A 12,327-nucleotide genomic window follows, 5' to 3' on the forward strand; every position below is an offset into this window, starting at 1 on the left:
GCCTCCAGCAGAAAAGGGAGTTATGTGGAAGCATGCTCCGCTTATTGATATGCGGAGCATTCCTCCGTTTAACAAGGGACAGATTGAGGTGGACGGAGAAAAAATATTGCGCCGCAAGCCGCGCAGCGACGGCCAGCGCAACCGGCAGCGCCTGCTGGATGTCGCAAAGGCCGCCTTCCACGCGGGCGAAACCGACATCCCGCTGGACGAGGTCGCCCGCCGTGCGGAGGTCGGAATCGGCACGCTCTACCGCCATTTCGCCAGCCGGGACGCCCTGATCGAGGCGATCTATCGCAACGAACTGGACCGCCTCGCCGTCGCCGCGGTGGACCTCGCCAACACGCATCCGCCGGTCGAGGCCCTGCGTGCATGGATGCTGCTGTTCGTGGACTACATCGCCGCCAAGCAGGTGATCGCGCCCGCCCTGAACGCGCTGGTGGGCGGCCCCAGCGCGCTCTACGCGGCCTCGGCGGATGTCATCAAGGCCACCATCGACGCGCTGGTGGCGCGCGCGGTGCAAAGCGGCGACATCCGCCCCGACCTCGACCCGCTGGATTTCCTGCGCGCCCTGGTCGGCGTCTCCAACGTCGCGGCCGCCCCGGGCTGGGAAGCCAGCGCCCGGCGTCTTGTCGATATCCTCATCGCCGGTTCAAGGCCCCTTTCGCGTTGACGAAGTATAGAGTCATTTCTCACGGCGCCGATGTGGTCCCTGTGTCGACACCGTCAGTGCGTCGGCCCTGACGCACGGAGAAAAAAATCCACGGATAATATTGCCTGCCGAAACCGGTCGATCGCAGTCTTGGCCAGGACGAATTGATACAGGTGCACACGAATACAGACATATTTCTCACTTGCGACCTGACCGCATATGTTTATTTTCGGAGTAACCAAGGCTTCAAATAAAAATTTGATACCGAATTTAATCATAACTTAAGTATTTGGATCGCGACCGGACTGGTCGCGGGCAATCCCATCTGTATAGTGATGCTGCAATGTATCAGCCGGCTAACCGATCCCGTCTCCGAGACGCCACCCACTCCCGCCACGTCATTCTCGACACCCTTGTCGGCAGGATAGACAGCGCCGCTGCCTATCTTGCCTATCTGTCCGGGATCGCAGCCTTCCGCATCAGCGCCGAACAGGCCCTGCGGGCCGCCCCATGGCCCGACATTCTCCAGGGCTGGCAGCCGCAGCACCTCACGCCTCTCCTCATGCAGGATCTCGCCGACCTGGCACTGCCCCCTCCGCCTCCGATCGCCATGCCGCCGCTCGAAACCGCCCCCGCCACGGCGGGCATGCTCTATGTGCTGGAAGGCTCCTCGCTCGGTGCGCGCATTCTGGTCAGGCAGGCTGCGGATCAGGGCTTCACGGCCACCCACGGCGCACGCCATCTGGCCGCTCAGGCCGATCGTCATTCCCCGTGGAAGGATTTTGTCAGCCGTCTCGACCGGCTACCCGCCGGATCGTGCGCGGCAGACCGCGCCGCCATGCAGACGTTCGATTCCGCCATTCTCGCGATGCAATCCGTCGCGCCCTCCCAGATTCAGAAAAAACCATGACAAAGCAGGACATCGAGCCGATCGTCTTCGGCCAGGCGGATCTGACGAACTGCGATCGCGAACCCATCCACATCCCCGCCAGCATTCAGCCTGCGGGATGCATGATGGTATTCGCCGGGTCCGGCCCCGAACTCGTCGCATTTTCTCAAAATACCGCCGATTTCCTGCAATGTCCTCCGCTGCATCACGGCATGACACTGGAACAGTGTGTCGGAGACGCCGCCCCCCTCATCCGCGCCCTGGCCGATAACGGCAATACGACCTACCCGGAAATCGCCTTCAATGTCGCCTTTCCCGGCGACCGGCGGTGTGATGTCGCGGTCCACCGATCGCGCGACAGCATCATCGTGGAGTGCGAGCCCGCCACTCCGGAGCAGATGCACGCCCGCCTCGCCGTCAAACAGCGCAAGCTCCTCCAATGCGCGCGCGATCCGCAGGACAAGATGTCGCTGCTGCGCGCGGTCGCCGCGTCGATCCGCCGGATGTTCGGCTATGACCGGGTGATGGTGTACCGCTTCGCCCCCGACTGGTCCGGCCAGGTCATCGTCGAAGACCGCCGCGACGATCTGGAAAGTTTTCTCGGCCAGCATTTTCCCAGCAGCGATATCCCCGCCCAGGCGCGGGAACTCTACCGGCGCGCGCTCATCCGCGTGATCAGCGACGCCCATTGCCAGCCCGTACCCCTGGTCGAACAGCCCGGTGCCGCGCCGCTGGACATGTCCTTCATGCATCTGCGCGCCGTCTCTCCCATCCATTGCGAATATCTCAGCAATATGGGTGTCCACGCCTCCATGTCGGTCTCCCTGATCGTCGATGGCAGGCTCTGGGGTCTCATTGCCTGCCACCATTACAGCCCGCGTTCCCTGTTCATGGCAGAGCGGATCGCCGCGAAAATGATCGGCGAATTCATTGGTTTGCAGGTCGTCGCCCTCCACCGCTCGCGTCGTCTCAGGCTCGCGCAGGCCGCACAGCGCTTCCTGTCACGGTTTCTGGACGATACGTCCGGCATGACGGACCTGCTGCCCCGCGCCCGGAAATACCTCGTCGAACTGCCCGGCCTCATTTCCTGCGACGGCAGCGGCGTTCTCAGCGGACAGCGATGGATTTCGGTCGGTCGGGCCTTGCCGGAAGCCGACGTCCGCACTCTCGTCGCCCACGCGGGCACCGCCGCCAGCAACCAGCTCTGGCACAGCGACTGCCTGACACGGGACTGTCCGACCCTGCCGCCGTCGGATCTCTGCGGTGCCCTGATCATTCCCTTCTTTCCCGAAAAGGAAGACTGCCTGGTTCTCTTCCGGCGCGAATGGGCGCGCACGGTGGTATGGGGCGGCGACCCCGAAAAGACCTACAGCACCGGCCCCCACGGCCTCCGCCTGACACCGCGCCGCAGCTTCGAAATCTGGACCGAGGAGGTCAGGCAGCATTCCGCCTCCTGGTCGGCGGATCATGTCGAGGTCGCGGGGCTGTTCCGTTCGGCCCTGATGGAAGTCGCCGCCCGATCCAACTGGATGAAGCTGCAGGAAACCCTCATCGCGGACAGAACCCAGCGCATTCTCAACGACGAACTCAATCACCGCGTCAAGAATGTGTTGTCCGTTGTCCGCTCGCTCGTCGCGCGCCTGCCTCCGCGTCAGGACAGCGTGGCCGACTACCGCAGGACGATCCAGGGCCGCATCAAGGCCCTGGCCCATGCGCACGACCTTGCCATCGGCGCCTCGGCCGATACGTCCCTCCATAACCTGCTGATCACGGAACTCGCTCCCTATGCGTCGGGCGAAGGCAAGATCGCCCTGCGCGGCCCCGACATCCGTCTGACCGAACGCGCGTTGACCCTGCTCGCCCTGCTGTTCCACGAACTGACGACCAACGCCGTCAAATACGGCGCACTTTCCATCCCGTCAGGTCGGGTGACCGTGCGCTGGACGCATGATGCCGCATCGGGCATCTGCACGATCCACTGGGCAGAACGAGACGGCCCCCCCGTCCAGGCACCGGACCGCTCCGGCTTCGGCAGCCTGCTGATCGATCGCGCCGTCAGCCACGATCTGCAGGGCACCGCCCGGCGTCGTTTCGACCCGGAAGGCGTCACGGTGGATATAAGCCTGCCCGCCGCCGCCATCATGCGCGACGCGCCATCCGCCAACCCGAAGGCATCCACCCCGAAAGAGACCCCTCCCGAACCGTCGCCACGCCCGGAAGACCTGCTGCGCGGCAGGACTATCCTGATCCTGGAAGATGAATTTCTGATCGCGGCCGATCTGGAGATGACGCTCCTGTCCGACCTCGCGGCCGATGTCTTCCTCGCGCCGGATATCCAGACGGCCCAGGACCTGTTGAAGACACAGAAGATCGACTGCGCGATCCTCGACATGAACGTGCAGGGCCTCTGTTCCGCACCTGTCGCCGGCCTCCTGACAGAGAGGGGCATCCCGTTTCTCTTCGCAACGGGCTACGGCAGCGAAAAACTTGCGGCGCCGTCGTTCGCCGGCGTGCCGATCCTGCACAAGCCATACACCCCGGCCGAGGCCATTGCCGTCCTCGCCACCCTGGTGATGGAGCGCGACTGACCTCAGCACCATTCGCCCACATATCGAATTCTGCACCAGAGCCAGGACGGTCTAATTTTGGGGATTGCATCGTCGAGCCGCGATGCACCGCGTCACGCCGTCAATAAACGGTTCTTCGATCGCTCCAGATGCGTGACCTGCAGGTCCGGCGCAAGGCAAGAGGGCCGAATCAGCCGCCATCCTCCCTGCTGAAGGACGAGACGATCTCCTCGATCACGACGCTGATCCGCGCCGTGTGACGCAGGTCGCGATGGGTGACGAGCCATATGTCATACGGCTCCGAGCGTATCCGGTCGGGCCATATACGCACCAGCCGGTCACGCTCCGCCAGCGGCACAGGGACCTCTCCAATGCCCAGCCCCGCGCCGATCATCGTGCGTACCATGAGACTGGACGTCGCGGTGGCGACCACCCTGCTGGCCGTAATCGCCTCTCCGACAAGCGTAAGATGTCTATCGGTCGTGAGATGGGGTTGATACAGGACCAGGTCGTGATCGGCGAATGCGTTCCCGAAAACAGGCTCCCCCCGACGCGCGACATAGTCTCTGCTGGCATAAAGCCCCATCGGCCATGACGTCATGCGGCGTGCGAGAAGGTCGGGGCTCTCCGGGGCGACGGTCCTGATTGCGATATCGGCTTCGCGACGCACCAGATTGAGTATGTCGGTCGAGGTCGACAGGGCGACGGAAATCGCGGGATATTTCTGCCGCAACCTGCCCATGGCCGGTATGACGAAGCCCAGTCCCAGCGTATCCGTCGTGGTGACTCTCACGCTTCCCTGCAAGCGCGCGTCCGAGCCGAGCACCTGACGTTCGATTTCGTCAGCCCCCCGTTCCATGCGCTCTGCCGCGACGACAAGCCGGTCCCCGGCCTCGGTCAATGTCAGGCCATCCGACCCTCGAAGAAACAGCTTGGCGTCCAGTGCTCGTTCCAGCCCGGCAAGACGGCGCCCGACCGTAGCCTGATCGATGCCAAGGCGCCGGGAAGCCCCACGCAATGTCCCCTCGCGCCTGATGGCAAGGAATATTCGCGTGTCGTCCCAGTTCATGCCGCCTCTCTCCCATGCAGAAATGCATTCGACGCGTGCCGCATTACACCATCCCACGGGTGGATGGATGCACTAAATTTCAACCCGACCGTCGGCTCGTGACGGCCTTAAGATCCCAAGGCAGGAAGGATTTTTCCAGCATGTCGCTTGAGTTCACCATTCCCCGCACGATGACGGCGATCGATATTCGCGAGCCGGGGGGGCCGGAAGTCCTCATTCCGGTTCAGCGCCCTGTTCCCGTTCCCCGCAATGACGAAGTCCTGATCCAGGTGCATGCGGCTGGCGTGAACGGGCCGGACGTATTCCAGAGAAAGGGGCTCTACGACCCACCTCCCGGTGCATCGGACATTCCCGGCCTTGAAGTCGCAGGCGTGGTTGTGGCGACGGGGCAGGCGGTCGCAAACCTGCGTCCGGGCGACACCGTGGCGGCGCTGGTCACCGGTGGCGGCTACGCCGAATACGCGGTCGCCCACGAAAAGCTTGCCTTCCGGCTCCCTGAAGGACTGGACATGGCGGAGGCGGCGGCACTTCCGGAAACATTCATGACCGTCTGGCTCAACATGTTCGAGCGCGGTCAGTTCAAGTCCGGCGACTCCATCCTCATTCATGGCGGCGCCTCCGGCATCGGCACGACGGCGACGATGCTGGCAAGACATTTCGGCGCATCGAAGATCGTGACGACCGTTGGTTCCAGCGAACAGCGCGCCGTCAGCCTGGAACTCGGCGCGGATATCGCCGTCAATTTCAATGACGAGGATTTCGTGGAAATCGCCAAGGCGGCGACCGACGGACGGGGCATCGATGTCGTGCTCGATATCATCGCGGGCGACTACGTGGCGCGTAATTATGATGTCGCCGCCATGAACGGCCGGATCGTGCAGATCAGCGTCATCAAGGGGTCCGCCAAGGATCTCGACTTCTGGCCGATGTTGCGCAAGCGCCTGACCCATATCGGCTCCACCCTTCGCTCCCGCACGAATGACGAGAAGGCCAGCATTCTCGCGGACCTGGAAACGCATGTGTGGCCGCCGATCCGCCAGGGTATCCTGAAGCCTTATGTGTATCGCACCTTCGCGCTGGAGGATGCCAAAGGAGCACACGAGTTGCTCGACTCCGGCAAGCACATCGGCAAGATCGTTCTGGTGACGCCCGCCTCGAACGGCCGCCCGTCATCGCGATAGAAGATGGCCCCGACGGCGGGGGCAGTCTGTGCATATGATCTGTGGCGCCTGGCGGTGGACACCGGGGCCGACCGGCTTTGGCGCCTCAGAGCCTGCGCCTGGAATGTGATCGCCGGTTACCGGACGGCTCCAGCCTGAACCGCACCTATCCGTCCGAACGGGACCGGCGTCACGAAACCAATGCCGTCGTGGTCCGTGTCATCGAATACCGTCCGGACGGCATCGCCGACACCGAACCGAAGCATCAGGCGACGTGATTCAATCCCTCCAGATAGGCGCACAACATATCCGCCATGGCCCCGGCAAAAGCCTCGATCTCGATCGGCGTACACGGCGTTTCCGAATAGGATTTACCGACGCTCCGGATCGTCAACTCGACCAGGCTGCCGGCCAGCGCGCGCTGGTCCGCGCTGGCGTCGGGCAAGACCTCGCGCATAAAAGCCTGCATAATCGCAGCGCCTGCCTTCAAGGCATCGTGTGCCTCCGGCGCGCCGCGATAGAGGGGAGCCGCGTCATCGAGCGCCATGCGGACGCCCGTTTCCTCGCATTCGGAACGAATGAAGGCATGAACCGCCATGCGGAGACGGTCGAGCGGCGGAGTCACCCTCTGCTCCAGTATCCCCCGCAATATCTCGGCCGTGCGCGCCCACTCGTCACTCTGTAGCCGGAACAGGATCGCCGCCTTGTTGGGGAAATACTGGTAGAGCGAGCCGACGCTGACGCCAGCCCGCTCGGCAACGCGGGCCATGGTGAAACGCTGCGCACCCTCGGCCGCCAAAACCTGAACAGCGGCCTCCATTACGGACGCGACCAGTTCCATCGAGCGGGTCTGCCGAGGCTGTTTTCGCGAGGAAATCTGGGCATTGCGGCGATCGGTCATGATGGCTCCCGAATGCGATTAGAGAATACGAATGTTTCGTCGTATTTTGATGGTCGATCACGCTCCCGTCAAACAGCATCGGATTTTGCCTCGTGAACATGCACAGCGCCGATACGATCCCGCCGCCACGGCTCGCCACGACGCCGGGGCGCATCACGCGCGCGCTGCTACGGTGGATGATGCGACCGGCACGGGTCGCGGCCGTCGAAGCCCTTTCTCCGCGCTTTCGGCTCATCGACCTTGAAGGGGAATGCCTGAAAAATGTCGTCTGGCAGCCTGGACAAAAGATTCAGGTGGCGATCGGCGCAGGACTCTCCAGCCGAACCTATACGCCTATGTCCTGGGATGCCGATGCCGGTCGGACGCGGATGCTGGCCTACCTGCACGGCGACGGGACAGGCAGCCGCTGGGCGGGCAGCCTGCTTGCGGGTCAGGTCTGCCAATTCCTTGGCCCGCGCCGCTCGCTCGATCTCTCTGGCGCTGACGGACCAGTCATACTGTTCGGCGATGAAACCTCCTTCGGCCTTGCGGCGGCATTGCGGAACGACCCTGCGGCTACCGAGCTGGTCTTTGAAGTCTCGGACGCTGCGGAATCACGGGCCGTACTAACGGCGATTGGCCTCGACCGGGCAACGGTGATCGAGCGCCGTGATGGTGGTGTGCATCTGGCGGCGATCGGCGCTGATCTCTCGCGCCACGTCACCCCCAACGCGCGCTTCGTGCTGACGGGCAAGGCGCAATCGATACAGAGTGTGAGCCAGGCACTGAAGAAGAGTGGCATGGGCTCATCAAGCGTGAAGTCGAAGGCCTACTGGTCGCCGGGGAAAACAGGTCTCGATTGAGGAATCCCATCATGAACGAAAGCAGAAAAATACTGATCTCCGGAGCAAGCATCGCCGGTCTTACCCTGGCCTTTTGGCTGAACAGGTATGGCGACAAGGTGACGGTCATCGAGCGGTCGAAGACTTTCCGCACCGGAGGCCAGAACGTCGATATCGAGGGACCGGGTCAGGAAGTCATCAGGATGATGGGCCTCCAAGAGAAGATCGAGGCGAAAAACACGCGAGAAAAGGGTGTGGAATTCCTGGGCAGCACGGGCGAACCGATTGCGCGGCTGCCAAAGGGTTCTGTCGGCTCGTTGACAAGCTCTTATGAAATCCTGCGGGGAGACCTTGCACACATCCTCTACGATGAGACCAAGGATCATTGCGACTATCGGTTCGACACGACGATCACGGCCCTGAAGCAGCAAGATAACGGCGTGTGGGTCACCTTTAACGACGGGTCGACCGAGAAGTTCGATTTGGTTGTCAGCGCCGAAGGCGTCGGCTCCTCGACACGGAGGCTGGTAATGAAAGATGATATCCGCTTCCGGTACCTGGGTGTTTACGCCTCTTACTTCAGAATTCCGAGAGACCCCGGGGATAGGGATTGGGCGCAAATCTACAACGGCAAGGGTGGCGTCTTCATGCTGCTGCGCCCCGTCCATGACCAGGACACAACCGTTCTCGTTACCTTCCTGCGCAAGCAATTCGATGCGCGCGACGCGGATGGCGTCGCGCCAAAGAAGATGCTGCGCGATGCGCTACAAGGCGCTGGCGGACCGGCAGACCGCATCCTCGCGAACCTCGATCACGATCTCGATCCATATCTCGGCCCGATGATCCAGGTGATTGGCTCCACCTGGTCGAAGGGGCGCTTCGTGCTCACCGGCGATGCGGCCTGGTGCCCGTCGGCCTATACAGGGATGGGAACCCCGCTCGCGCTCATCGGCGCCTATATCCTTGCCGGTGAACTCAGGAAGCAGCCGACACACACAGCGGCCCTGGCATCCTATGAGGCGTTGATGCGGTCCTACGTGGCCAACGGCCGGACGATACGACCCTTCATGCTTCGTCTCATCCATCCCAGGTCGCGCCTCGGCATCGGAGTGCTCCGCGCAGCCTGGAAAGGCCTGTCGAGCGCTCTTGCACAGTCCATTTTCCGACGCTTTGGCGGCGACACACCCGCGGAACAAGGTTTTGTGCTCCCCAGATACGAGGAACAGCCATGCCCGTCCAACCGCGAGGCGGTCCCCGTACAGATCGACGACACATCGAGCATCATCCGTCGTGATGGGCATTGAAGAACGCCAGTTGCTGGTGGCCATGGACGACATCGACCGTATCGTCGACATCCAGATCGTGGACATCCAGCGTGATCGCATCTGGCGGTCGGGAATAGCTGTCGCACCAGGCATCGACCAGCGCGCATTTGCGGTCAGGCTCTCGGGCGGATACCCTCGCGCAGGGTCGGGGCGTTCTCCCAGCGCGATTATGGTGGGCTGCGAGCACAGATCACGCCCTGTATCGGGCAGACGGCCGCAGGCGAGCCTGAACCCCGGATCGATGCGCAGGTGATCGAGGTCATCGGCATCCTCGTAACCGCACGCGATGGCCAGCATGTGGGTGCACAGGCTATCGCCCGCCGTTCGACGACGACGGAAAGATCTCAGCCTTTATTGTCTGGCAGAATGATGGGCTGGCCATTGATGAGGGTCGCCATCAGGTTGCTGGCGATCTGCGCCTCGGGCAATGGGAAGATGGCCCACACATGGCACTGTGCCTGAAATTCGAAATAGTTGATCGAGCGATTGTCCTGTTCCAATCTGGCGACCAGTTTCTGGCTATCTGCAAGAAAGATGTCGTGCGTTCCCTGAAAAATCGACAGTGGCGGGAAATCGGAAAAGCTGCCGTAAATCGGGCTTATCCGAAAATCACGCAAATCGGTCGTCCCCGCATAGGCTTGCCCCGCCTGCACGAGGCCGCGCGTGCCGAGCAGATGATCACGATCGTCGATTGCGTCCATCGCCGGATTAGACACCGTCACATCGAGCCAGGGAGACAGAACGATAACCTGCTCCGGTAGCGGGCGTCCGTCGTTACGGAGTTTCTGGACCAAACCCAGACACAACCCTCCCCCCGCGGAGTCACCCATGACGACCACCTGATCGGAGGCTATGGTCTCGACCAGGCGACCATACGCCGTTTCCACACAGGCATAAACATCCTCCCATGTGGAGGCTGGGGCGAGCGGATAGTCGGGTATGACAATCGTCGCATGAGTATGGCGACACAAATCTTCGAGAAATACCCAGTGTCTGGAGGTTATGTTCATGACGTAACCTCCGCCATGAAGGTAGAAAATTACCTTGCCCGAGGGTGCGTTCCTGGGCGTCAAGGTCCAGACGGTGCGGTTCTTCGCCAGATCGGTCGTGATAGCGCAGAGATCGCTCAGAGACTGCGGAATGGGCGCCGCAGTCGTAATATTATCCATGCCGGCGAGCTGCTTCAGCAATGTCGGATCGACGCTGTTCGCCATGACTGAGACAAACAGCCCCTTCACGCGATTCTCGTAAAGCTGCTTCTGAAAATCTGCGGCTTCGTTACTGAGATCGTCCCTGTGGAAATATCTTATCCCAGGATTTTCCATTGCGTTTCGTTCCTTTTCCCATGGGCTCGCGACGTCGAACGTCTTTCCAATTTCCAAAGCGTCGGCACATGGCCGCCTCCGTCTGGAGAACGCACCAGCATGACCGGAATCCCGGACTCGTGGAAACACGGTTTTTTGGTATCACGGCACTTTGTTGAAGGAGATTCACCGGCGCGCGGTGGGCGTCACGAAAGACATCGACGAACAGCGCCTCGATCGCTGCCGGGTCATGAGCGATCCGACGATGGCGGCCCGGCTCCGCACGCCCGCGTTCCACCCGGTTCAGCGTCCAGCTTGACCGCCAGTGCCGCCAGGACCGGATCATGCCGAAGCTGATCGTGATCGACCCGATCCTCATACCCCTGCGCAATCCTCGCCACGCGCCGGAGCACCAGGGAGCGAACGTCATGCGCGACAAGATGGGCTGCGTGGCCACCTCCCGCGTCTTCAGTCCTTCCAGACGATGCAGTTCCACCGCGCGCCGCGTCCGTGGCGGCAACTCGGCCAGCGCCTCCTGCACGATCGCCAGTTGCTGCCGATGCAGGATCTCGGCTTCCGGCGCCGGCCGGTCGTCCGGCCGCGAAAGCGTGGTTTCGGGCGTCGCTGCGACAACCAGATAGCGGCCGCGGCTCACCTGCGCGCGATGCCCGTCCACCACGATATTGCGCACGATCCGGAACAGGTAGCGCAGCGGCTCCCGCAGCGCGCCGGGGTCGGCAGCCCCTAAAAGCGAATCCAGGCTTCCTGCACCACATCCTCGCTCTGCGTGGCGCTGCCCAGTATCGTCGTGGCATAATCCACCAGCCGCTGCCGATGGGTCATGAACAGGTCAAGATTATCCTTCTCACTGCCCACGTATGCCATCCAATCCGCAAGACGACCCGCCACCAGGTCATCCGGCCGGAACTAAGAACAATTCTCAGGTTTCGCTACGCCAAGGCATGGCCGATTGCAAGCGCAATGAAAACCGGGCCGCCACGCATGCATTGCGATTAATTCTCAATTCATATAGCAAGACCGAAGGCTTACCGGTACAGACCCGACAAGATGAACGCCAACGCCACGATTCTGACGGAGCTTCTGCTGAAGGAGCGTCCCTCGCTCCTCCGCCTCATCCGGCGCATCGTCGGCACCACGTCCGACGCCGAAGACGTGACCCAGACCCTCTGGCTGCGCATCCAGACGGTCACCGACACACCCCCGATCAACGACAAGCAGGCTTATCTCTACCGCCTCGCCCGCAACGTCGCCCTGGATCGTCTCAGGGCAGGGGAGCGACGGGAGGCCCTGTTCGCCTCCGGCCCGATCTCCGAGGAAATCGCAGCACCGGTCCCGTCGGCCGAGCGGCACCTGATCGACCAGGAAAACCTCGGCATCGTACTGGCCGCGATCGCCGGCCTGTCCCCCCGTTGTCGGGAGGTCTTCATCCTGCGAAAGGTCGAAAATCTCCGGGTCGTGGACATCGCCGACCGCCTGGGCATCTCGCCCAGCATGGTCGCCCGTCACCTCCAGAATGCCCTGACGCACTGCATGGCGCGCCTCGCCGAAACCGAAACCGGCACCGACGCCTCGTGATGCAGTGCTTCACAAGCGACCTCCCTGTTCTCTACAAAGCCTGATT

The 12,327-nt window shown here is 62.3% G+C and carries 13 protein-coding genes and 2 pseudogenes; 9 read left to right on the forward strand and 6 right to left on the reverse strand.

All coding sequences use genetic code 11. The annotated features are described in order from the left end of the window. Positions 1-49 precede the first annotated feature (49 nt). The 3 genes from ABF821_RS00340 (at position 50) to ABF821_RS00350 (ending at position 4,126) form a co-directional block, all read left to right on the forward strand. On the forward strand, positions 50-670 hold the full coding sequence (locus ABF821_RS00340; protein WP_415528636.1) for a TetR/AcrR family transcriptional regulator: 621 nt from the start codon (positions 50-52) through the stop codon (positions 668-670). A 322-nt stretch (positions 671-992) separates the two neighbouring features. Continuing rightward, complete coding sequence (locus tag ABF821_RS00345) at positions 993-1,559, forward strand: biliverdin-producing heme oxygenase (protein ID WP_415528637.1); 567 nt, start codon at positions 993-995, stop codon at positions 1,557-1,559. After that, positions 1,556-4,126 carry an HWE histidine kinase domain-containing protein gene (locus ABF821_RS00350; protein ID WP_415528638.1) on the forward strand — a complete coding sequence of 857 codons (2,571 nt, stop codon included), beginning with the start codon at positions 1,556-1,558 and terminating at the stop codon, positions 4,124-4,126. The genes ABF821_RS00345 and ABF821_RS00350 overlap by 4 nt, the downstream gene beginning before the upstream one ends. 169 nt (positions 4,127-4,295) lie before the next feature. On the opposite strand, the gene ABF821_RS00355 is transcribed toward ABF821_RS00350, so the two are convergent. Beyond that, positions 4,296-5,174, reverse strand: a complete 879-nt coding sequence (locus ABF821_RS00355; protein ID WP_182975453.1) for a LysR family transcriptional regulator — start codon at positions 5,172-5,174, stop codon at positions 4,296-4,298. A 140-nt stretch (positions 5,175-5,314) separates the two neighbouring features. Between ABF821_RS00355 and ABF821_RS00360 the strand changes: the two genes are divergently transcribed. After that, a complete protein-coding gene (locus tag ABF821_RS00360; protein WP_415528639.1) occupies positions 5,315-6,355 on the forward strand; it encodes an NAD(P)H-quinone oxidoreductase in 1,041 nt (346 codons plus the stop codon). A gap of 77 nt (positions 6,356-6,432) precedes the next feature. Continuing rightward, positions 6,433-6,612, forward strand: coding sequence for a hypothetical protein (locus ABF821_RS00365; protein ID WP_415528640.1), 180 nt, complete (start codon positions 6,433-6,435; stop codon positions 6,610-6,612). On the opposite strand, the gene ABF821_RS00370 is transcribed toward ABF821_RS00365, so the two are convergent. Continuing rightward, entirely contained in the window at positions 6,600-7,235 is a 636-nt protein-coding gene (locus tag ABF821_RS00370) for a TetR family transcriptional regulator (protein WP_415528641.1), read from the reverse strand. The two genes, ABF821_RS00365 and ABF821_RS00370, sit on opposite strands and share 13 nt — an antisense overlap. A gap of 98 nt (positions 7,236-7,333) precedes the next feature. Between ABF821_RS00370 and ABF821_RS00375 the strand changes: the two genes are divergently transcribed. Next, the gene (locus ABF821_RS00375; RefSeq protein WP_415528672.1) at positions 7,334-8,077 is read left to right on the forward strand and encodes a siderophore-interacting protein; all 744 of its coding nucleotides are present in this window, start codon (positions 7,334-7,336) and stop codon (positions 8,075-8,077) included. A gap of 11 nt (positions 8,078-8,088) precedes the next feature. Next, positions 8,089-9,360 carry an FAD-dependent monooxygenase gene (locus ABF821_RS00380; RefSeq protein WP_415528642.1) on the forward strand — a complete coding sequence of 424 codons (1,272 nt, stop codon included), beginning with the start codon at positions 8,089-8,091 and terminating at the stop codon, positions 9,358-9,360. Here ABF821_RS00380 and ABF821_RS00385 read toward each other — a convergent pair. Further along, positions 9,344-9,696 (reverse strand): annotated as a pseudogene (locus tag ABF821_RS00385) (transposase); the annotation flags it as partial. The gene ABF821_RS00380 and the pseudogene ABF821_RS00385 sit on opposite strands and share 17 nt — an antisense overlap. Positions 9,697-9,725: 29 nt before the next feature. Next, on the reverse strand, positions 9,726-10,706 hold the full coding sequence (locus tag ABF821_RS00390; protein ID WP_415528643.1) for an alpha/beta hydrolase fold domain-containing protein: 981 nt from the start codon (positions 10,704-10,706) through the stop codon (positions 9,726-9,728). 154 nt (positions 10,707-10,860) lie between these two features. On the opposite strand from ABF821_RS00390, the gene ABF821_RS00395 reads away from it, so the two are divergent. After that, entirely contained in the window at positions 10,861-11,004 is a 144-nt protein-coding gene (locus tag ABF821_RS00395; RefSeq protein WP_415528675.1) for a hypothetical protein, read from the forward strand. A 174-nt stretch (positions 11,005-11,178) separates the two neighbouring features. Here ABF821_RS00395 and ABF821_RS00400 read toward each other — a convergent pair. Both ABF821_RS00400 and ABF821_RS00405 read right to left on the reverse strand, forming a co-directional pair. Further along, positions 11,179-11,376, reverse strand: a pseudogene (locus tag ABF821_RS00400) (hypothetical protein); the annotation flags it as partial. Positions 11,377-11,429: 53 nt separating this feature from the next. Then, positions 11,430-11,561, reverse strand: coding sequence for a sigma factor (locus ABF821_RS00405; protein WP_415528644.1), 132 nt, complete (start codon positions 11,559-11,561; stop codon positions 11,430-11,432). A 192-nt stretch (positions 11,562-11,753) separates the two neighbouring features. Here ABF821_RS00405 and ABF821_RS00410 point away from each other — a divergent pair, with 192 nt between their 5' ends. After that, complete coding sequence (locus ABF821_RS00410) at positions 11,754-12,281, forward strand: RNA polymerase sigma factor (RefSeq protein WP_415528645.1); 528 nt, start codon at positions 11,754-11,756, stop codon at positions 12,279-12,281. Positions 12,282-12,327: the final 46 nt, after the last annotated feature.

This window comes from Gluconacetobacter sp. (assembly GCF_047721585.1).
Taxonomy (GTDB): Bacteria; Pseudomonadota; Alphaproteobacteria; order Acetobacterales; family Acetobacteraceae; genus Gluconacetobacter; species Gluconacetobacter dulcium.